The sequence below is a fragment of the Xanthobacter sediminis genome, assembly GCF_043195015.1.
In the GTDB taxonomy this organism is placed as follows: Bacteria; Pseudomonadota; Alphaproteobacteria; order Rhizobiales; family Xanthobacteraceae; genus Xanthobacter.
On record NZ_JBAFWH010000016.1, the window covers coordinates 1 to 19,374 of the forward strand.

The 19,374-nt window shown below is 68.5% G+C and carries 20 protein-coding genes; 19 read left to right on the plus strand and 1 reads right to left on the minus strand.

Going from position 1 to position 19,374, the window contains the following annotated elements; translation table 11 throughout:
- Positions 1–374 precede the first annotated feature (374 nt).
- The 11 genes from V5F61_RS17430 (at position 375) to V5F61_RS17480 (ending at position 11,746) form a co-directional block, all read left to right on the plus strand.
- Positions 375–1,586, plus strand: coding sequence for an EAL domain-containing protein (locus V5F61_RS17430; protein WP_393989034.1), 1,212 nt, complete (start codon positions 375–377; stop codon positions 1,584–1,586).
- Positions 1,583–2,371, plus strand: coding sequence for a response regulator (locus tag V5F61_RS17435; protein WP_393989035.1), 789 nt, complete (start codon positions 1,583–1,585; stop codon positions 2,369–2,371). The genes V5F61_RS17430 and V5F61_RS17435 overlap by 4 nt, the downstream gene beginning before the upstream one ends.
- A gap of 433 nt (positions 2,372–2,804) precedes the next feature.
- Entirely contained in the window at positions 2,805–4,400 is a 1,596-nt protein-coding gene (locus V5F61_RS17440) for a methyl-accepting chemotaxis protein (RefSeq protein ID WP_393989101.1), read from the plus strand.
- 433 nt (positions 4,401–4,833) lie between these two features.
- On the plus strand, positions 4,834–6,429 hold the full coding sequence (locus V5F61_RS17445; RefSeq protein WP_393989036.1) for a methyl-accepting chemotaxis protein: 1,596 nt from the start codon (positions 4,834–4,836) through the stop codon (positions 6,427–6,429).
- 162 nt (positions 6,430–6,591) lie between these two features.
- Positions 6,592–7,575, plus strand: a complete 984-nt coding sequence (locus V5F61_RS17450) for a diguanylate cyclase (RefSeq protein ID WP_393989037.1) — start codon at positions 6,592–6,594, stop codon at positions 7,573–7,575.
- Positions 7,576–7,957: 382 nt separating this feature from the next.
- On the plus strand, positions 7,958–9,115 hold the full coding sequence (locus V5F61_RS17455; RefSeq protein ID WP_393989038.1) for an amine dehydrogenase large subunit: 1,158 nt from the start codon (positions 7,958–7,960) through the stop codon (positions 9,113–9,115).
- On the plus strand, positions 9,112–9,696 hold the full coding sequence (locus V5F61_RS17460) for a MauE/DoxX family redox-associated membrane protein (protein ID WP_393989039.1): 585 nt from the start codon (positions 9,112–9,114) through the stop codon (positions 9,694–9,696). Before V5F61_RS17455 ends, V5F61_RS17460 begins: the two co-directional genes overlap by 4 nt.
- 9 nt (positions 9,697–9,705) lie before the next feature.
- Positions 9,706–10,302 carry a redoxin domain-containing protein gene (locus tag V5F61_RS17465; RefSeq protein ID WP_393989040.1) on the plus strand — a complete coding sequence of 199 codons (597 nt, stop codon included), beginning with the start codon at positions 9,706–9,708 and terminating at the stop codon, positions 10,300–10,302.
- Positions 10,303–10,324: 22 nt separating this feature from the next.
- The gene (locus V5F61_RS17470) at positions 10,325–10,855 is read left to right on the plus strand and encodes a methylamine dehydrogenase light chain (protein ID WP_393989041.1); all 531 of its coding nucleotides are present in this window, start codon (positions 10,325–10,327) and stop codon (positions 10,853–10,855) included.
- Entirely contained in the window at positions 10,852–11,298 is a 447-nt protein-coding gene (locus V5F61_RS17475) for a c-type cytochrome (protein WP_393989042.1), read from the plus strand. The genes V5F61_RS17470 and V5F61_RS17475 overlap by 4 nt, the downstream gene beginning before the upstream one ends.
- Before the next feature lie 28 nt (positions 11,299–11,326).
- The gene (locus V5F61_RS17480) at positions 11,327–11,746 is read left to right on the plus strand and encodes a c-type cytochrome (protein WP_393989043.1); all 420 of its coding nucleotides are present in this window, start codon (positions 11,327–11,329) and stop codon (positions 11,744–11,746) included.
- Positions 11,747–11,794: 48 nt separating this feature from the next.
- Here V5F61_RS17480 and V5F61_RS17485 read toward each other — a convergent pair whose 3' ends face one another.
- Positions 11,795–12,712, minus strand: a complete 918-nt coding sequence (locus V5F61_RS17485) for a helix-turn-helix domain-containing protein (protein ID WP_393989044.1) — start codon at positions 12,710–12,712, stop codon at positions 11,795–11,797.
- A 247-nt stretch (positions 12,713–12,959) separates the two neighbouring features.
- Here V5F61_RS17485 and V5F61_RS17490 point away from each other — a divergent pair, with 247 nt between their 5' ends.
- The 8 genes from V5F61_RS17490 to V5F61_RS17525 are packed head-to-tail and all read left to right on the plus strand — an operon-like array spanning position 12,960 to position 19,371.
- The gene (locus V5F61_RS17490) at positions 12,960–13,643 is read left to right on the plus strand and encodes an HAD-IB family phosphatase (RefSeq protein ID WP_393989045.1); all 684 of its coding nucleotides are present in this window, start codon (positions 12,960–12,962) and stop codon (positions 13,641–13,643) included.
- On the plus strand, positions 13,636–15,057 hold the full coding sequence (locus tag V5F61_RS17495; protein ID WP_393989046.1) for an aspartate aminotransferase family protein: 1,422 nt from the start codon (positions 13,636–13,638) through the stop codon (positions 15,055–15,057). Before V5F61_RS17490 ends, V5F61_RS17495 begins: the two co-directional genes overlap by 8 nt.
- Before the next feature lie 5 nt (positions 15,058–15,062).
- On the plus strand, positions 15,063–15,980 hold the full coding sequence (locus tag V5F61_RS17500; RefSeq protein ID WP_393989047.1) for a hypothetical protein: 918 nt from the start codon (positions 15,063–15,065) through the stop codon (positions 15,978–15,980).
- The gene (locus tag V5F61_RS17505; RefSeq protein WP_393989048.1) at positions 15,977–16,345 is read left to right on the plus strand and encodes an EamA family transporter; all 369 of its coding nucleotides are present in this window, start codon (positions 15,977–15,979) and stop codon (positions 16,343–16,345) included. The genes V5F61_RS17500 and V5F61_RS17505 overlap by 4 nt, the downstream gene beginning before the upstream one ends.
- A gap of 6 nt (positions 16,346–16,351) precedes the next feature.
- Complete coding sequence (locus V5F61_RS17510; protein ID WP_393989049.1) at positions 16,352–17,230, plus strand: alpha/beta hydrolase; 879 nt, start codon at positions 16,352–16,354, stop codon at positions 17,228–17,230.
- Between the two features lie 55 nt (positions 17,231–17,285).
- Positions 17,286–18,434 carry a GNAT family N-acetyltransferase gene (locus V5F61_RS17515; RefSeq protein WP_393989050.1) on the plus strand — a complete coding sequence of 383 codons (1,149 nt, stop codon included), beginning with the start codon at positions 17,286–17,288 and terminating at the stop codon, positions 18,432–18,434.
- Positions 18,431–18,877 (plus strand): DMT family transporter, encoded by a 447-nt coding sequence (locus tag V5F61_RS17520; protein ID WP_393989051.1) that lies wholly within the window; start codon positions 18,431–18,433, stop codon positions 18,875–18,877. Before V5F61_RS17515 ends, V5F61_RS17520 begins: the two co-directional genes overlap by 4 nt.
- Positions 18,850–19,371 (plus strand): DUF2147 domain-containing protein, encoded by a 522-nt coding sequence (locus V5F61_RS17525; RefSeq protein ID WP_393989052.1) that lies wholly within the window; start codon positions 18,850–18,852, stop codon positions 19,369–19,371. The genes V5F61_RS17520 and V5F61_RS17525 overlap by 28 nt, the downstream gene beginning before the upstream one ends.
- Positions 19,372–19,374: the final 3 nt, after the last annotated feature.

The following is a 19,374-nucleotide window of genomic DNA, read 5'->3' on the forward strand; positions in this document are numbered from 1 at the left end:
CCTGGATGTCCCGTGCGGCGAGACCCGCCCGAGTGCACCGCTTCGGCTGCCGGTTGGTCAAGGGTAACTCGATCCAAGGCGGACGCAAGAAATCAGATCGGTCCAGAATAGATCAGTTCGGAAGGTACTTTAATGCCCTGCCCCGGAATGGAGGTATCCTACTATGTTTTTTTGCCCGCTGGTGACAGCCCAGGATTTTTAATCTGACGGCTTGCAAGCTGTGCGCTAGGCGTCAGAATGGGGATGACCTGATAGAAATGGAGCGTTCGATAGTCGAACGGCGCCCAGGCGGGCATTTTATTCTTTTAAGGAAAGGGATATCGGCGGTCGTGGCAGGAGAGTAAAGAGCCCATGAAGGAAAGAACCCCACGCGCATGAAGAAGCGCATTTTCATTCTCGATGACGATGACGCTTTCCGCGAGGATCTCGGCGAGCTGCTGGTCATGTGGGGGCACGACGTGGATGGCCGCGGCGCCGTCGACGCATCGTGCCTGGAGCGAATTGGCTGCTATGATCTCCTGCTGCTGGACCTGTCGCTACCCGGGCTCGACGGCACGGAGGTGATCCGTGCTCTTTCCCACCTGCCGGTGCGGCCGCAGGTGGTCCTGGTTTCCGGCAGCGCGGAGGATGTCCTCAGCGCGGTGGCCGATGCATCGCGGCTGCAGGGCATGCCCATTCTCGGCACCTTGAAGAAGCCTTTCGATCCTGCGGATCTGTTGCACCTCGTGGATGCGACGCCATGCCTTGCGCAGACTCCGGCGGGCGGCGTGGCACAGGTGGACAGGGCCACCGTGGCCCGGGCCCTGGACGCCGCCCTCGCGCGGGGCGATCTGCCAGTCATGTTCCAGCCTAAGGTCGATGCGTGTGATCTGAGCTTCCGCGGCGCGGAGCTGCTGCTGGGCAACGACCTGCCGGGAGTGGGGTGGGTTCCGGTCCCCGCCATGATCGAGGCTGCTGCGGATTGGCCCGAGCTCATGGCGCGTCTCGTCGAACATACCGTCCGCGCGGGCCTCGCGGCTTGCCGGCTGTGGCAGGGGCTCGGATACAGCGGCGCTGTAAGCATCAACATGCCGCACGACGTGCTCCTGAGCACCGATGCGCCCAAGAGGCTGGCCCAGCAGGTGCGGGAAGCGGGGATCGAGTCGTCGTCCGTGATCTGTGAGCTGACGGAGGACGCACTCTACGACAATTCGAGCGACAGCCTGATGACTCTCGCCCAACTGCGGCTCGCCGGGCTCGGCCTCGCGCTCGACGATGTCGGCCAGCGCCAGAGCGGATTGCTCCAGCTGGCGCGCCTGCCGGTGACGGAGCTGAAGATCGACATGGATCTTCTGCACGGCGCGCGCACCTCGTCCAAGGCCGGCAGCATCCTGGTGTCGCTGACTGAGCTTGGCCACCGGCTCGGCATGAAAGTGGTGGCCGAAGGCGTTGAAACGTCGGAGGACCTTGCCATTGTCCGTGCTGCCGGCGTCGATATGGTGCAAGGCTATCTGATCGCGCGCAAGATGCCGGTCGGCGATCTCGTGGCATGGCTTGCGAGCCATGAGCCGTGCCGGGAGGCCGTAGCCGCTGGGGGAGCCGCATGACGGATCAGGCACAGACACTGGCGCAGCCGCGGGTGCTGGTGGTGGACGACGATCCAGATGGTCTGGGTGAGCTCACCGAGGGCCTCGGCCTGCTGGGCGTTCCCGTCCTCGGCGCCGCCACCGCGGCCGAGGCGCTGGATCTCGCGCAATCCCATGCGGGCCTGCAGGTGATCGTGACGGACCTGCAACTGCCGGGCATCGACGGCCTGGAGCTGCTGCAGAAGCTCTCCGCGCGCCGCCGCATGTCGCCGCTGGCGGCCATTGTCGTCACCGGGCATGCCTCCCTGGAGCGCGCGGTGAATGCCTTGCGCCTGCGGGTGGTCGATTTCCTGCAGAAGCCGGTGACCGCGGACGAGGTGGCGGCCGCCATAGATCGCGCCCTCGCGCTCCTGGGGAGCGCGCCGACCCAGGTCCAGCCTGCGAGCCCCGGCAGCCTCCACTGGCCGGATTTCCTGCGCATCCTGGTGGCCGCGCAGGCGGACCGCGCCGCCATCTTCGAGCCCAACCCGTTCGGTGACCCGGCCTGGGAGATGATGCTGGATCTGCTGATATCGGAGGCCTACGGGCGGCATATCTCCGTCACCAGCCTGTGCTTCGCCTCAGGGGCCCCCACCACAACCGCGCTGCGGCGCATCGACGAACTGCTGGAGGCCGGGTTCCTGGAGAAGCAGCCGGACCACAGCGACAAGCGGCGCACCCTCGTGCGCCTTACGCCACACGGCCGCGAGCGCATGGAGGCGTTCGTTCAGCGCCAGGCAGGGCGGCTCAGCCTGAAGCTGGACTGATATCGGACAGGGCGCGGGCCTGATTCGCGCGCCAGCGGCCGGAGTCTGCGTCAGGCGCGCGCACTCTGGGTTGCGGCGCCGTCGGGGCGCAATGAAGGGGCGTCGCGGCGCGCTCCGCTCTCTTTACATGTGCATTCGGGGTGGCGGCGGGAGGTATCCCGAAGCGCTCGTCGGCCGGCTATTTGCCTTGCCGAAGTTGTTTGGCGGATTGGTCTTGATAATAGGAGGGAGATGCTTCCATTCCGGCTCCATGAGTGTATCTGTGTGGAGCTTTCCCTCGGCGCGAAAATATTGCCGCCTGCAACTTGATCCGCTGTGGGAAACACCAATAAGTTGGGTGCGTAGCATGCTATCCTTGTCGATCAAGTCCAGGCTTTTGCTCCTGTTCGGGACCTTCATCATCGGTCTGGTGGCTGTCAGTGCTGTTTTCCTCATGTATCTTAAGGGAAGCATGCTGAATGAGCGCAAGGAGGGCGTGAGTCACATCGTCGAGGCGATGTATTCGCAGATCAACGGTTTCCACCAGGCGGTGCAGAAGGGCCAGATCACTGAAGCGGAGGCGAAGCGGCTCATCGGCGACCTGATCCACCGCACGCGGTTCGATGGCGACAACTATCTGTTCGTTTACGATGGCGAAGGCGTCACCGTGTTCCACGGCGCGCGGCCTGAACTGGAGGGACGCGACCGCAGCCAGGACCGCGACATCCAGGGCAACCTGTTCGTCAAGCAGCAGGTGGAGGCCGCCAGGGGTGGTGGGGGTTTCACCGTCTACTACGCGCCCAAGGCCGGCGACAACAGAACGTCGTTCGAGAAGATCTCCTACAGCCTTATGTTCGAGCCTTGGGACTGGGTGATCTCCGCGGGTGTTTATGTGGATGATATCCAGGAAACCTTCTACGATCAGGTGATCGAACTCGCCACGATCATCGCGCTGGTCCTTGCCGTTCTGGCTGTGGTCTCCTTTTTCCTTTACCGCTCCATCATGCGCCCCATGGACCACCTGTCGGCGGAGCTGCGGGCCATCGGCGACGGCAACCTCGACGTGGAGGTGGCCACCGCCGCCCGCTCCGACGAGTTCGGCGCCATCGGCCGGAACGTGATCTACATGCGGGATCGGATGCGTGAGGGTGAGCGCCTGAAGGAGGCGCAGAAGGCCCGAGAGGCGGCCGAGCGCGAGGTGCTCGCGCGCCGCGAGAAGCTGGCCGGCGCCTTCGTGGAGCGGATGCAGCAGCTTGCCGGCGGCTTCGCCGGCTCCTCCGGGAACGTGGCGGACGCGGCACGCAATCTTTCGGCCACCGCCGAGCAGACCTCCCAGCAGGCGCGGGCGGTCTCGGGCGCGGCCGAGGATGCGGCCGTGAACGTGCAGACGGTCGCGGCCTCGGCCGAGGAGATGGCCGCTTCCATCCGCGAAATCAGCAGCCAGGTGGCCCATTCCGTGCAGATCGCGGACACTGCCTTCACCGAGGCTCAGACCTCCAACGCCCGCATCTCCGACCTCGCGGCGGCCGCGTCCGCCATCGGTGACGTCATCAGCCTCATCAAGACCATCGCCGACCAGACCAACCTGCTCGCCCTCAATGCCACCATTGAGGCGGCGCGTGCGGGCGAGGCGGGCAAGGGCTTCGCGGTGGTGGCGGAGGAGGTCAAGCAGCTCGCCCAGCAGACCGCCAAGGCCACAGAGGAGATCGGCGCCAAGGTGTCCGAGATCCAGCAGGCCACCGAAAGCTCGGTGACGTCCATGAGCGGGATCGCGCGGGTGATCTCGACCCTCAAGGAGATTTCCTCTGCCATCTCCGGCGCCGTGGAGGAGCAGAGCGCGGCCACCTCCGAGATCGCCCAGAACTGCCAGCACGCGGCCACCGGCACCCATCAGGTGATGCAGAACATCTCCGGAGTGGGGCAGGCGGCGGGCATGACGGGCGCCGCCTCCACCCAGCTCATGTCGCTGTCCGCAGGCCTTTCGAGCCAGGCGAAGGAGTTGCGCAGCGCGGTGGACACCTTCGTTTCGGATTTCGCCGCCGCGGCGTGATGGTTCGGCCGGGGCGCGGCCTTTTCCGTGCCCCGGCCGGCCTGTGCGCGAGGTTGTGCTCAAGGGCGTGCCAGCACGCCCCAGTCGCGAAGAGATATCGCGTAGTCGCCTCTCACGCCTAGGAAACCGGCATGTCCGTTTCGCCCGCATGAGGTATCATGGTGAATGATACTCGTTTTCATTTGCAGTGTGGAAGATCTGGATCCGAACTGGTCTGATTACAGGGGGTAGATGCGTCCGATCCGGTTTCATAAGTGGATCTGTGAAGGCTTCTCCGGGGTGCCAAGACAACGCATTTGATGAATTGTTGTCCCTTGGAAAAACACCAATCAGTTGGGTGCCGGTCATGCCATCTCTGTCGATTAAATCCAGGCTCCTCATCCTGTTCGGAACCTTCATCATTGGGCTGATGGCGATCAGTGCCGTTTTTCTGATGTCGCTCAAGACGAGCATGATGGACGAGCGCAAGGAGGGCGTAAGCCACATCGTCGAGGCGGTGTATTCGCAGATCAAGGGCCTTCATGAAGAGATCCAGAAAGGCGTCCTCACCGAGGCCGAGGCAAAGAAGCTTGCCGGCGATATCATTCACCGCACCCGGTTCGACGGGAGCAACTATCTGTTCGTCTACAGCGGCAGCGGCTTCGCGGTGTTCCATGGGGCTCGGGCCGAGTTCGAGGGGCGCGACCGCAGCCAGGATCGCGATACCCACGGCAACCTGTTCGTCCAGCAGCAGGTGGCAACGGCGAAGGCCGGCGGCGGCTTCACCACCTATTACGCGCCGAAGGCCGGAAACGATCAGACATCGTTGCAGAAGATCTCCTACAATTTGATGTTCGAGCCCTGGGACTGGGTGATCTCGGCCGGCGTCTATGTCGATGACATCGACGAGACCTTCTACGCCCAGGCGCTCAGGCTTGCGCTGGTCATCGCCCTCGTGCTCGCGGTTCTGGCCGCGGTCGCCTTCCTGCTCTATCGCTCCATCATGCGGCCCATGAATCATCTTTCGGAGGAACTGCGGGCGATCGGCGATGGCAACCTCGGTGTGGAAGTGGTCACGGCCGCCCGCTCCGACGAGTTCGGCGCCATCGGCCGAACCGTCATCTACATGCGCGACCGGATGCGCGAGGGCGAGCGCCTGAAGGAGGCGCAGAAGGCCCGAGAGGCGGCCGAGCGCGAGGTGCTCGCCCGGCGTGAGAAGCTGGCCGGGGTCTTCGTGGAGCGCATGCAGCAGCTTGCGGGCGGCTTCGCGGGCTCCTCCGGGGAGGTGGCGGATGCCGCCCGCAACCTCTCCGCCACCGCCGAGCAGACCTCCCAGCAGGCGCGGGCGGTCTCGGGCGCGGCCGAGGATGCCGCGGTGAACGTGCAGACGGTCGCGGCCTCGGCCGAGGAGATGGCCGCTTCCATCCGCGAAATCAGCAGCCAGGTGGCCCATTCCGTGCAGATCGCCGACACCGCCTTCGCCGAGGCGCAGAGCTCGAACGCCCGCATCTCCGACCTTTCCGCTGCGGCATCTGCCATCGGCGACGTCATCAGCCTCATCAAGACCATCGCCGACCAGACCAATCTGCTCGCCCTCAACGCCACCATCGAGGCTGCGCGGGCGGGCGAGGCGGGCAAAGGCTTCGCGGTGGTGGCGGAGGAGGTCAAGCAGCTTGCCCAGCAGACCGCCAGGGCGACCGAGGAAATCGGCTGCAAGGTTTCAGAGATCCAGCAGGCCACCGAAAGCTCGGTGACCTCCATGAGCGGCATCGCGCGGGTGATCTCCATTCTCAAGGAGATCGCCACCACCATCTCCGGCGCGGTGGAAGAGCAGAGCGCGGCCACCGCCGAGATCGCCCAGAACTGCCAGCATGCGGCCACCGGCACCCATCAGGTGATGCAGAACATCTCCGGCGTGGGGCAGGCGGCAGGCATGACGGGCGCCGCCTCCAGCCAGCTCATGTCGCTGTCCTCGGGCCTGTCCAACCAGGCGCAGGAGCTGCGCACGGTGGTGGACGGGTTCGTGTCGGATTTCGCCGCCGCGGCGTGATGGTGCCGGCTGGGGGCGGGCGCGCGGCCGGACCCCAGCGGCATACCTTGCATCCGCTTGCTGCGGCGCCCGTGATTTGGGATCATGGGGCCGCAACTTTTTGCGAGGGCAGGATCGCGTATGTGGAGACGAGCCGTCCCGCCGCTGAATGAGGCCGAACGCGTGAGCGTCCTCGCGGCGTGCGGCATCATGGACGCCACGCCCGACGAGCGCTTCGACCGCATCACCCGCCTCGCCGCCCACATCTACGATGCCGAGGCCGCCTTCATCGGGCTGGTGGACGACCAGTGCCAGTCGCTCATCTCGCTGACATCGAGCGCCCTCGGCCGTAACGTGCCCCGCCGCGACAGCGTCTGCGACATGATCATCGAGAGCGGGCAGCCGATGGTGGTGGGGGACCTGAAGACCGATCCGAGGCTGGAGGGCCATCCGCTGGTGCCGCAGCTGACGCTGCGCTTCTACGCCGGAGCCCCCATCGTCGCCGAGCCGGACCTCGTGCTCGGCACGCTGTGCGTGATGAAGCGGGACCCCGTCGACCCCGACCGCTTCGATATCGGCCCGCTGGTCGATCTTGCAGCCATTGCGGCCGACGAGATCGTGCAATGGCGGCGCAACGCGGAGCTGGCCCGCCAGTCGCAGACCGACAGCCTCACGGGCCTTGCGAACCGGCGCGGCTTCGACGACGCCATCGCCGGCGCGGTGCGCCGTACCCACAGGACCGGGCAGCCGCTGTCCCTGCTGGTGCTCGACGTCGATTATTTCAAGGGCCTCAACGACCTCGGCTGCCACCAGATGGGCGACGAGGTCCTGGCGCGCATCGGCGGCCTGCTCGCGGCGATGGCGCGCTCGCCGCTGGATCTGTGCGCGCGGATCGGCGGCGACGAGTTCGCCGTGATTCTGCCGGACGCCGGCGAGCAGGGGGCGCGGGCGGTGGCCGAGGCCCTTCTGGCGGAGCTGCGCGCCGCGGCGATTCCCCATCCGGCCGGCACCAGCGTGACCGTGAGCATCGGCGGCGCCACCCTGGGCGGAGAGGACGCCACCGCATCAGACCTGTTCAGGCTGGCCGATGCCGCACTTTATGAGGCCAAGCGCGCGGGCCGCGACACCTTCCGCCACAACGCCCTGGAGCTCCTGGAGCGGGCCTGAGCCGGCGCGCGGCGGGTGTGTGTTCCGGAACGGTGTTTCCGGCCCCCCGGCTGTGAATGGCCCGGCGCCGTGCCGGCTGCATGAATGGCATTTATGCATGTCTGATCTGCGTATTTCGCAAGCCTTGGCCCGCGCCTGGGCTGGCTCCGCGCAGCCGCACACGAGCGCGCGCCGGGGTTGCGGCGCATCCGGCGAGTAGGAAAAAACCTTTCCAAAACAAACCATAAGAAAGGGCGGCTTCCCTCGGCAGCGTCTAAAATGATTAAAATATAGTCATTCTATATCTGCGCATTTGCTGGGCAATTGCCTAGGCGGGGGCTGGATAGATTCACGTTCTACCCCTGCCTAGCGTCCCGGAAGACAAGAGTGCGGAGACGATCAGATGCGTTTTGTCACCCCGGGGCTCACTGCGGTGGCCCTCGTGCTTTCCCTCGGCGCGGCGGCGGCGGAAGAGAGCTTCGTTCCCGAGAAGCTGACCGTGGAGGAGCGCATCCCGCCGGGCCCCAACGTGTTCGTTGTGGACCAGCGGTGGGACGGCGCCAGCAAGGTTTCGGTGATCGGCGCCGACAAGCTCGACCGGCGCGGCACCATCAGCGCGGGGCTCATCGCCCAGTTCGCCCTCTCGCCCGACCGGAAGACCCTCTACACCGCCTCAGCCTATGCCAAGCGCATCACCGCCGGCCCCACCGAGGCGGTGCTCCAGGAGTTCGATGTCGAGACGCTGACGGAAAAGCGCGAGATCGCCGTTTCCGAGAAGATGGCGCAGGTGGCGCCGCAGAACAACGCGCTCGCCCCCTCCGCCGATGGCCAGTACATTTTCGTGCAGAATGCGACGCCTGCCACCTCCGTCTCGGTGGTGGACCTGAAGGCGGGCAAGCAGATCGCCGAGGTGCCCATTCCCGGCTGCTGGTCCATCCACCCGGCGGTGAGCGGCCTGCGCTTCACCACCCTGTGCGGCGACGGCACCCTCCAGACCTACACCATTCAGGCCGACGGCACCTTCTCCAAGCCGGAGAAGAGCAAGAAGATCTTCGACGCCGTCAGCGAGCCGCTGTTCACCATCAGCCAGCGGCGCGGCGAGGCCCTGCTGTTCCTCTCCTTCAACGGCAACGTCTTCATCGTTTCCGACAAGTCCGGCCCGGCCCAGCTCGAAGAGAAATTCTCCATCACCGAGGGCCAGAACGGCGCCGACGAGGCGTGGGCGCCCGGCGGGTTCGAGGTGATCGCCTACAACGCCGCCAACGACGTGCTGTTCGTCACCATGCATCCGGAGGCCAAGGAGGGCAGCCACAAGAGCGCGGCCCATGAGATCTGGCCGGTCCAGGTGGCGCAGAAGAAGGTGCTGTACCGCTCGCCGGTGGAGGGCGTGAAGTCCATCGCCGTCACCCAGGGCAAGGAGCCGGTTCTGTTCGGCACCGATGACGAGGAGAAGGTGCTCACCCGCTACGCTGTGGACCCCGAGGCCAAGTTCGCCGCCAAGCTCACCGGCAAGGTGAAGGACATCGGCGAGATGGCCGTGCAGCTCTACGTGGCGCCATGATGGAGAGCGCCTTCACCACGGCATCCCAGGCCATGGTGGCGGCCACGGCCACCACCTTCACGGCCCTGCTGCTGGCCCGCGCCCTCTGGCACAAGCTGAGCGAGCGCGCCGCCTTCACCGGCTTCCTGGCGGACTACCGCCTGCTGCCGGAGCGGGCGGTGGAGCCGGCGGCGTGGCTGCTGGCGGCGATGGAGGGGGCGGCCATCGCCCTCCTGGTGTGGCCCGCCGCCCGTCCGGCGGGTGCTGTCCTCGCGGCGGGGCTGCTGGCGCTCTACGGCGCCGCCATGGCCATCAACATCGCCCGCGGCCGGGCCAAGGTGGAATGCGGCTGCGGAGGCCCCGCCCAGGCGCTCTCCGTGCCGCTGCTCGCGCGCAACGGGGTGCTCGCCCTCATCGCCCTGGCGGCGGGGGTGAACGGGCCCGGCGCTGGCCTCGGCCTGCCGGAGGCGAGCGTCTCCATCCTCGCCGGGCTCACCCTGTGGCTGCTCTATGCGGGCATCGAGCAGCTCCTCGCCAATGCCGGCCAGATGCGCCTTGCCGGGACGCCGCGCGGCGCCGGCCAACCGCCCTCCAAGAATTGAGCTGAAGACATGAATGCCCTCATCTTTGCCGTTGCCGCCCTGTGGCTGCTGGTCCTGGTTCTCATCGGCGTCATCTTCGCGCTGGCCCGCCAGGTCGGCATCCTGTTCGAGCGCGTCACCCCCGTGGGCGCCATGGTGAACGACAGCGGCCCGAAGATCGGCGAGGCCGCGCCCGCCTTCGGCCTGCCCAGCCTCAACGGCGGGGAGGTGACCATCGGCGCCCGCGGCGCGGAGCGCAGCACGCTGGTGTTCTTCCTCTCCACCACCTGCCCCATCTGCAAGAAGATCCTGCCCGCGCTGCAGGACATGCGCCGTAGCGAGGGCCGCTGGCTCGACGTGGTGCTGGCCAGCGATGGCGATGCCGACCTCCACCGCGCCTTCATCACCAAGGCCGGGCTGCAGCAGTTCCCCTACGTGCTCTCCCCCGATCTGGGCATGAGCTTCCGCGTCTCGCGCCTGCCGTTCGCCGTGCTCATCGACGCGGAGGGCACCGTGCGGGCCAAGGGGCTCATCAACAGCCGCGAGCAGCTGGAGAGCCTGTTCAACGCCACGGAGCTGGGGGTCGGCTCCATCCAGAGCTTCCTCGACGCCCCCGCCCACTCCTGAAACGCCCCATTGGAGGCCCGTCATGACCCATTTCATCGACAGCCTGCTGAAGCTGATCGACAAGACCACCGAGAAGACCAGCCGCAAGGCGGCCACCCAGTTCGGCCGCCGCTCCTTCCTCTCCAAGGCGGGGATGGCGCTGGTGGGCGGGGCGCTGATGCCGGTGCTGCCGTTCGATCGCACCGGCGGCGCCGCCTTCGCCGCCGAGGCGGAGGACGAGACCTCCTGCGACTACTGGCGCTACTGCGCTCTCGACGGCAATCTGTGCAACACTGCCGGCGGCAGCACCACCTCCTGCCCGCCGGGCACCTCGGCGTCCAAGGTGTCGTGGGTGGGCACCTGCCACAATCCCAAGAACGGCAAGGACTACCTCGTCTCCTACAATGACTGCTGCGGCAAGGCGGTGATGCCCGGCTCCACCTTCTGCTTCCGCTCCGAGGGCGAGCGCCCCGGCTACCGCATGGGCCTGCACAACGACATCAACTGGTGCATGGCCAACGCGAACAAGGGCTACCACTGCACGGTGGCGGTGCTGGTGGGGCTGGCGGAATGAGGAAGCCTTTCCTTCTCGCGGCGCTGGGTCTCCTGGCGCCGCTCGCCACCGCCGCCTCCGCCGAGGACCTCGGCCGCGGCTTCTTCAACTCGGTCTGCGCCGCCTGCCACGGGGAGGGCGGCGTGGGCACCGAGGGGCTGGCCCCGCCCCTGGTGGATGCCGAGCTGTGGGAGCGCCTGGGCGACAAGGCGCCGGCCTATGTCAGCGGCGTACTGGCGAGCGGCCTCAGCGGCAGGATCACGGCCAACGGGCAGGATTACATCGGCCTCGTGATGCCGCCGCAGGCCGAGGCCGGAACGCCCGAGCAGCTCGCCGCCGCCGCCACCTACGTGCTGCAGGAGCTGAACAAGACCGCGCAGAAGGTGACTCCGGCGCAGGTGGAGGCGGCCCTGAAGGCTCCTCTCGCCCACAAGCAGCTCCGGGCCATGCGCGAGGGGCAGTGAGATGGCGGGGCGCAGGCTTCTTCCGGGGATGCTCTCCGCGTTCCTGCTGCTGCCGCAGGCGGGCCACGCTGGGGAGCTCTCGGCGCGGGCCAACTACCTGCTGCGCTGCTCGGGCTGCCACCTGGCCGATGGCGAGGGGCTGCCGAAAAGCGGCATCCCCGCCTTTCCCGGCTATGTGGACGCGCTGGCGGCGGACGACCAGGGCCGCACCTACATGCTGCATGTGCCCGGCGTCGCCGGCGCCAGCCTGAGCGACGGGGAGACCGCCGCCGTCCTCAATTATGTGGTGGAGACCTGGGGCTCGCCCCGGTCGGTCCGCCCGTTCACCGCGCAGGAGGTGGCGGCCCGCCGCGCTCTCGAGGTGGAAGACGTGGTGCGCCTGCGCCGCGAGATCGCGGCCCGCCTTTCGGCAGCGGGCGCGAAGATGGCCGAATATCCCTGGCCGTGATGGGAGCGGCCCCTCGGTGAAGCCGCCGCGCCGCCCCGCTTTCGCGCGTCAGGCGGCGCGGATGGTCTGCGAGGGGGTTTCGCCGAACAGCGCGTGGTAGCGGCCGGCGAAACGTCCCCAGTGGAAGAAGCCCCAGTCCAGCGCCACGTCTGAGACCTTGCGTCGCGTCTCCCGCGCCGCCAGCAGCGCGCGGCGGGCTCCGTTCAGCCGGTGCAGCATCAAGATGGCGTCCAGCTTGTGGCCGGTGGCATAGAGGCAGGCCGCCCGCAGCCGCTCGTGGGGCACGTCCAGCGCCGCGGCCAGCTCGCTCACGGTGACCGGCGCGTTGGCGTGCGCCTCCAGCCATTCGACACAGCGGCCGTAAAGGCGCGGCTCCTCGCGCATGCTGCCCGCCGGCTGCCCGTCCATGCCGTCGAGAAGCAGGGTCAGCCGGTCCTGGATGAGATCCGGCAGCAGGGCGCGGGCCTCGTCGGGCATGGCCGGCGCGGGCTGGGCGGGCTCGGCGCGGGCATACATATGCAGGAGCGTTCCGAGCCAGGTGAACAGGTCCCGCGCGCGCTGGCCGGTCTGCGGGGCGAACACGCCGATGGAGCGCTGCAGGTTGGCGGCGAAGGGCGCCGCGTCCACCACCAGCATCATCATGTCCGCCTGCGGGCTGGTGACGATGAGGCCCTCGTCCTGGCTGTAGTCGAAGCCGATGGAGCGGCCGGGATAATGCGCCCCGTGCACGTAGAAGCCGCCCGAGGTGGCGGCATGGCTGAAGAGGACGAGGTTGTTGGCCGGGGGCAGGTAGCGCTGCTCGGTGGAAACGTTCATCTGCTCCCGCATCAGCATCACGCCGCCGAGCCGGAGAAGCGCAACCTCGCCCTCGAACCTGCCGGAGGAGAGATGAGTGTAGCGCTGCTGCCAGCCAGGCAGGGCGGCTTCCTGTTCCGAGGCGTCTTGAAACGTCCTCCTGGTGAACATCAGGTTCCCTTGCGCACGTTGATCCGCCCCTCAATACTTACGACGGCGCTCGCGCAACGTCACTCTTCATCGCGCGGGTGTGCGGTGCGGCATCCCCCGCGGGGAGCTTGACCCCCGCATTTCGGGGGAAGCTCCAACATTCGGCGTGGCCCGCCCGGCGGCGGTCTTTTTAACATATTGATTTTCATACAAAATATATCTGGCACGAGAGTTGCGAAATCCTCCGCGAAGTGACGCGTGAGGCCAAATGCAGTTCCATTTCGCTCTCGATTTCGATGGCACCGTCTGCCCGACGGACACCACCGATCTCATCATCGAAGCCTTCGCTGAAGGCGACTGGCGGCAGATCGAGCAAGACTGGCGTGACGGCCGGATCGGGTCGCGGGAATGCCTGTCCCGGCAGGTCGCCATGCTGCGCGCCGATCCCGCCGCCCTGCGCAAGGTGCTGGCCGGAGTCGACCTCGATCCCGACTTTCCCGCCTTCGTCACCGCCGCGTGGCTGCGCGGGGCGAGCGTCTCCATCGTCTCGGACGGCTTCGACCGCATCATCGTCCCGCTCCTGCTCGCCCACGGCATCGACCTGCCGGTGACGAGCAACCGCCTGCTGCCGGCCGGCGCGGACCGCTGGACCGCCGCCTTCTCCAATCTCGGGGAGAGCTGCGCCAACGGCACCTGCAAATGCGCGGCCGTGCCGGGCAACCGGCCCGTGGTGCTGGTGGGCGACGGGCGCTCCGACTTCTGCCTCGCCCGGCGCGCCGATTTCGTGCTGGCCAAGGGGGAACTGGCCGCCTTCTGCACCCGCGAGGGCATCCCTCACCGAAAGATCACGGGCTTCGCCGACGCGCTCGGCTTCCTCGAACCGCCCTGTGCGCCCCGCCCGCGCGACACCAGGGCCGATCCCCGTTCCACCTGCGAGAACCTCCATGCTTGACCGCCAGACCGACGTCGTTTCCACCGCCGATGAACGCGCGCGCCTGCTCGCGCTCGAGGCGGAGTACTGCTCCTACGGCGACACGGTCCATTACACCGACGTGCCGAAGATCTTCGAGCGCTGCGACGGCTCTTTCCTCTATGACGATGAGGACCGCACCTTCCTCGATCTGCAGATGTGGTATTCGGCCGTCAACTTCGGCTACGCCAATCCGCGCCTGAACGAGGCCATGCGCCGGCAGCTCGACCGCCTGCCGCAGGTGGCGAGCCAGTACCTGCACCGCGAGAAGATCGAGCTTGCCGCCGAGATCGCCACCGGTGTGCTGGAACGCTTCGGCGCCAAGGGCCGCGTGCACTTCAACGTGGGCGGGGCGCAGGCGGTGGAGGATTCGCTGAAGCTGGTGCGCAATGCCAGCGGCGGGCGCAGCCTCATGTTCGCGTTCGAGGGCGGCTATCACGGCCGCACGCTCGGCGCCTCCGCCATCACCTCTTCCTACCGCTACCGCCGGCGCTACGGCCATTTCGGCGAGCGCGCGCAGTTCGTGCCCTTTCCCTACCATTTCCGCGGCCCGCGCGGCATGAGCAAGGAAGAGTACGGCCACCGGTGCGTCCAGCAGTTCGCCCGCCTGTTCGAGAGCGAGTACAACGGCGTCTGGGATCCCAAGGCCGGCCAGTGCGAATACGCCGCCTTCTATGTGGAGCCCATCCAGGGCACGGGCGGATACGTCATTCCGCCGCCGAACTTCTTCGCCGAGCTGAAGGAGGTCCTGGACCGCCACGGCATTCTGCTGGTGGTGGACGAGATCCAGATGGGCTTCTACCGCACCGGCAAGCTGTGGTCGATCGAGCATTTCGGCGTCTCGCCGGATGTGATCGTGTTCGGCAAGGCGCTGACCAACGGGCTCAACCCGCTGTCGGGCATCTGGGCGCGCGAGGCGCTCATCAGCCCCACGGTGTTCCCTGCCGGCTCCACCCATTCCACCTTCAACGCCAACCCGCTCGGCACCGCCGTCGCGCTGGAGGTCATGCGCATGCTGCGCGAGGAGGACTTCGCCGCCTCGGTGGCGCAGAAGGGCGCGTACTTCCTCGAAGGGCTGAAGGAACTCCAGGCGCGGCACGCCATCGTCGGCGACGTGGATGGCCTCGGCCTCGCGCTGCGCATGGAGATCTGCGAGGCCCACGACAGCTTCACCCCCTCCAAGGCCCTGGTGGACCGCATGGTGGACGAGGCGCTGAAGGGTGATCTCGTCCACGGGGGGGAGCGCTACGGCCTGGTGCTGGACATCGGCGGCTACCACAAGAACGTCATCACCCTGGCGCCGTCGCTCACCATAAGCCGGGAGGAGATCGACCTCGGCCTCGCGCTGCTGGACCAGCTCTTCACGCGCGTGGCGCCGGGCGGCAGGCGGAAGTGACGGCCATGCGCCTGCGCGTCCTGGATGTCGATGGGTCCCTCCTCCTCCAGCCCCAGCTCATGGGTGCCGTGGCGGCGGGGGACCTCGTCGCGGCCGCCGACCTCTCGCCGCGCCTCCGGTTCCTCGCCGGCCGCGACGGACTGGGGGCGCTGGCGGGCCGGCTCGGCGCGCCGCGGGCGGGCGACATCCATTTCTACGGCTCGGGCGACTTCCACCACCTCGCCTTCCTCCTCGTCAGCCGCCTCGACCAGCCGGTGAACGTGGTCCATTTCGACAACCATCCGGACTGGACGCGGTGGCCCCACACCCTGGGGTGCGGCTCCTGGGTGAGCCGCCTCCTGGAGCGGCAGGAGGTGGCGCGGGTGGTCACCATCGGTCCGTGCTCCAGCGACATCGACGCGCCGCAGATGAAGGCGGCGGACCTGCCGGCGCTGCGCTCCGGCCGGCTGGAGCTGTTTCCGCTTGCGGCGGGCACCACCTTCTATGCCGGGCCCGCGTTCGAGACGGCGGCGGCGACCGGCCGGGCCGGCATCGCGGCGGACGGGCTGTCCTGGCGCGGCATCGGGGCGGGGGACTGGGCCGGGAAGATCGACGCCATCGCTGCGCGCCTGCCGGAGCTGCCGGTGTGGATCAGTCTCGACAAGGACGTGCTCGCCCCCGCCGAGGCCGTGACCAACTGGGACCAGGGCCGGCTGAGCCTCGATGCCGTGCTCGGGGCCATCTCGGCCATCGCGGAGCGCCGCCGGGTGATCGGCATGGATGTGTGCGGGGATTTCGCTCCGGAAGGCCACGACGGCGCGCTGCGCGGCATCCTGTCCTTCCTTGATCGCGCGCAGCGCCCTGAGCCGGCCGGCGACGCGACGGCCGTCAACGGCGCCGCCAACGCCCGCATCCTCGCGCACATGGAGCCCATCCTGCAATGAACGCCGCGATCGTCGCCCTGTTCGCCGCCTCCGTCGCCTGCGACGTGCTGGGCCAGCTCGCCTTCAAGCGCGGGGCGGACCGGCTGCCGGAGATCGGCGTGGTGGGGGCCCCGGCCTTCGCCATGCGGCTCGTCGGCGAGCCGTGGCTGCTGGCCGGCCTTGCCATCTATGCCGTGGAGTTCGCGGTGTGGATGCGGCTGCTCGCCCTAGTTCCGCTCACCATCGCCTTCCCGGTGGCGAGCCTCAACATCATCGGTGTCACCCTGGCGAGCCGCCTGTGGCTCGGCGAGGCCGTGGCCCCCCGGCAATATGCCGGCGCGGTGCTCGTCACGGCCGGTGTCGCCCTCGTCGCATCCAGCCTGTGAGGTTCCATGAGCGTCGATCGCAGCTTCATCCTTGAGGGCGGCCCTGTCGGCGTGCTGCTCATCCACGGCCTCGGCGGCACGCCGGTGGAGATGCGCGACGTGGCGCGGCGGCTCGCCGCCACGGGCGCCACCGTCTCCTGCTGCCAGCTCGCCGGCCATTGCGGCACCGAGGACGACCTGGCCGCGACCCGGTTCGAGGATTGGTATGAGAGCGCCGCCACCGCCTTCGAGGCGCTCGCCGGACGGTGCGGGCGGGTGATCGTGGGCGGCCTCTCCATGGGCGCGGTGCTCGCCGCCCTTCTCGCCGCGCGGGAGCCGGAGCGGGTGCGCGGGCTGGTGATGCTGTCGCCGACCCTGCGCTACGACGGCTGGTCCATTCCCCGCTACAGCTTCCTCCTGCGCCTGCTCATCGATACCCCGCTCGGCCGGCGCTACCGCTTCGTGGAGAGCGAGCCCTACGGCATCAAGGACGAGCGCCTGCGTGCGCGGCTGGCGAGCGCCATGAAGGCGGGCAATCCCGATGCCGGCGCCCTGGGCACGCCTTCCGCGGCGCTGCGCCAGTTCTGGCGGCTGGTGGACACGGTGAAGCCCGTGCTCGGCTCCATCCGCCAGCCGGCCTTTATCGCCCATCCCCGGCACGACGACGTGGCGAGCCTGAAGAACGCAGTCTATCTCCAGCGCCATCTCGGCGGCCCGGTGGAATGCCTGGTGCTGGACGACAGCTACCACCTCGTCACCGTGGACAGGCAGCGCCACCTCGTCACCGACCGGGTGACGGCCTTCGTGAATACGCTGGCGGCTTCCGAACGTCGGGTCGCCGCGCCCGCGACGTCCACGGCCGACGCGCCTCTGCCCGCGGCACCCGTGGTGGCCCATGTTGCGTAGCGCCGGGACATTGACCCTTCCGGTCGCAGAGGCGGGCCCCTGCGCCGGGAGCGGCATGACGGCCGGCGTCGTGGCCGGCATGTCCGCCATCTGCCCGAAGGCGTGGCGCGCGGCCCGCCCGCCGGAGAGCGAGGGCTGGGGCTATCTGGCGGCCTGCGAGGCAGCGCCGATGGCGGCCATGGAGCTGGCGGCGGCACGGGTGGAGGACGCCGGCGGCCTGCGCGCCGCAGCGCCGCTGTTCGCGCTGAGCTACCGGCTCGACACGCCGATCCAGGGGGGGCGGCTCGGCGCCGTGGCCGAGGCCATCGTCCGGCGCATGCCGGGGCTGCTGGAATGGCGCATGCTCGGGGTCGGCTCCGCCTTCACCGAGGCCTGCCCCATCGCTCTGGACCCGCGCCTCGATGCCGCCGGGCGGGCGGAGGCGCTCGCCGCCCTCATCCGGGCGGTGGAGGAGGAGGCGGCCCGGCGCGGCGCCGGCCTCGTCGCCTTCAAGGACCTCGCCCCCCGCGAGGCGGCCCTGGCGGGCCCCGCGCTCGAAGCCGCCGGCTATGTGCAGGTGGAGAGCCTGCCGGTCGCCGTCCTCGACCTCGACGGCTGCGCGGACCTCGACGCCTACCTCGCCCGCCTGTCCCGCGCCACGCGCAAGGACCTTCGGCGCAAGCTCAAGGGCGCGCCGCGGGTGGCGGTGGAATGGCGCTCCTCCATCGCCGGGCTGGAAGCGGAGATCGCCGCCCTCTACGAGGCGACCCGCACCCGCAGCACCGTGCGCTACGGCGATTTCGAGGACCTTCCCGAAGGCTATTTCGCCCGCGTGGCCGAGGCCATGCCGGGGGAGGCCGTGTTCGCCCTCTACCGCGTGGACGGCGTGCTGGCCGGCTTCAACCTGCTGCTGGTGGAGGCGGACAGGGTGATCGACAAGTTCCTGGGCATGGTTTATCCGCTCGGCCCCGATCACGATCTCTACGCCCTGAGCTGGCTGGAGAACGTGCGCTTCTGCCAGCGCATCGGGCGCCGCTTCCTGCAGACCGGCCAGACCGCCTACGCCTCGAAGCTGAGGTTCGGCAGCGGGCTCGAGCCGCGCACCCATTTCGTTCGCCATCGCAACGGCCTGCTCCACGCGGCCGTGCGTCTCGCCGCCCCGCTCCTGTCCTTCCCCCGCTGGGACCCGGAGCTGGGGCGGCGGCAGGGGGAGGAGCGTCCATGACCGGGCTTTCGGTTTCCGTCCGTCTGGCGGCGCTCCTCCTCGCCTTCCTGGGTGTCGACACCGCCACCCAGGTTGCCTTCAAGATGGCCGCGGACAGCATCGGCGACGTGCCGCTCGGCCTCGGCTTCGCTGCGGCCATGGCGGGCAGCGCGGCGGCGTGGCTGGCGGTGGGCTTCTACATCGCCACCTACGTGCTGTGGATGCTGGTGCTGAAGGACACCGCGCTCAGCCGCGCCTTTCCGCTCACGGCGCTGAGCTACGTCACCGTGCCGCTGATCGGCTGGCTCGCCTTCGGGGAGGCCATCGGTCCCCGCGTCGCCGCCGGCATCGCGCTCATCCTTGCCGGCGTCGCCCTCGTGGGGGCGTCGCCCGAGACGGACGAGCAAGGGGTGCCCCAGAGGGAGGAACTGGACCCATGCAGGAACGGACAGTGGAAAAGCTGACGCGGCGCGCGCTGGCCGCCGCCCTCGCCCTCGGCCTGCTCTGCGGCCCCGCGCGCGCCGGCGGCGACATCACCGGAATCTGGATGACCGAGGACCAGGACGGCGCGGTTCTCATCGAGCCTTGCGCCGATGCCCTGTGCGGCCGCATCGTGTGGCTGAAGTCGCCTCTCGACGAGGAGGGCCGGCCCGTGCGCGACGAGAACAACTCCGACTCCAGCTTGCGCGCGCGCAGCTTGTGCGGCATCGCCGTGCTCGGCGGCGCCCGCCCCTCCGGCGAGGGCTGGGAGGGCGGCTGGATCTATGATCCGAACTCCGGCACGAAATACGCCCTCTCCATCCGGCAGGGTGAGAACGATACGCTGGCCGTCACCGGCTTCATCGGCGTCAAGGCCATGGGGCAGACGCTTGAATGGCATCGGGCGCCGGCCGCCCTGAAGCGCTGTGACGGCGCCGCGACACCGTCCGGAAAGCCCGCCGCCGGCAGCAGATCCTGAGGA

Coding starts and splice junctions, on each gene's coding strand:
- V5F61_RS17465 (WP_393989040.1), top strand. CDS start 9,706: ATGAATGCCCTCATCTTTGCCGTTGCCGCCCTGTGGCTGCTGGTCCTG.
- V5F61_RS17515 (WP_393989050.1), top strand. CDS start 17,286: ATGACGGCCGGCGTCGTGGCCGGCATGTCCGCCATCTGCCCGAAGGCG.
- V5F61_RS17435 (WP_393989035.1), top strand. CDS start 1,583: ATGACGGATCAGGCACAGACACTGGCGCAGCCGCGGGTGCTGGTGGTG.
- V5F61_RS17520 (WP_393989051.1), top strand. CDS start 18,431: ATGACCGGGCTTTCGGTTTCCGTCCGTCTGGCGGCGCTCCTCCTCGCC.
- V5F61_RS17455 (WP_393989038.1), top strand. CDS start 7,958: ATGCGTTTTGTCACCCCGGGGCTCACTGCGGTGGCCCTCGTGCTTTCC.
- V5F61_RS17510 (WP_393989049.1), top strand. CDS start 16,352: ATGAGCGTCGATCGCAGCTTCATCCTTGAGGGCGGCCCTGTCGGCGTG.
- V5F61_RS17460 (WP_393989039.1), top strand. CDS start 9,112: ATGATGGAGAGCGCCTTCACCACGGCATCCCAGGCCATGGTGGCGGCC.
- V5F61_RS17525 (WP_393989052.1), top strand. CDS start 18,850: ATGCAGGAACGGACAGTGGAAAAGCTGACGCGGCGCGCGCTGGCCGCC.
- V5F61_RS17495 (WP_393989046.1), top strand. CDS start 13,636: ATGCTTGACCGCCAGACCGACGTCGTTTCCACCGCCGATGAACGCGCG.
- V5F61_RS17470 (WP_393989041.1), top strand. CDS start 10,325: ATGACCCATTTCATCGACAGCCTGCTGAAGCTGATCGACAAGACCACC.
- V5F61_RS17485 (WP_393989044.1), bottom strand. CDS start 12,712: ATGTTCACCAGGAGGACGTTTCAAGACGCCTCGGAACAGGAAGCCGCC.
- V5F61_RS17490 (WP_393989045.1), top strand. CDS start 12,960: ATGCAGTTCCATTTCGCTCTCGATTTCGATGGCACCGTCTGCCCGACG.
- V5F61_RS17500 (WP_393989047.1), top strand. CDS start 15,063: ATGCGCCTGCGCGTCCTGGATGTCGATGGGTCCCTCCTCCTCCAGCCC.
- V5F61_RS17505 (WP_393989048.1), top strand. CDS start 15,977: ATGAACGCCGCGATCGTCGCCCTGTTCGCCGCCTCCGTCGCCTGCGAC.
- V5F61_RS17475 (WP_393989042.1), top strand. CDS start 10,852: ATGAGGAAGCCTTTCCTTCTCGCGGCGCTGGGTCTCCTGGCGCCGCTC.
- V5F61_RS17480 (WP_393989043.1), top strand. CDS start 11,327: ATGCTCTCCGCGTTCCTGCTGCTGCCGCAGGCGGGCCACGCTGGGGAG.
- V5F61_RS17440 (WP_393989101.1), top strand. CDS start 2,805: ATGTATCTTAAGGGAAGCATGCTGAATGAGCGCAAGGAGGGCGTGAGT.
- V5F61_RS17445 (WP_393989036.1), top strand. CDS start 4,834: ATGTCGCTCAAGACGAGCATGATGGACGAGCGCAAGGAGGGCGTAAGC.
- V5F61_RS17430 (WP_393989034.1), top strand. CDS start 375: ATGAAGAAGCGCATTTTCATTCTCGATGACGATGACGCTTTCCGCGAG.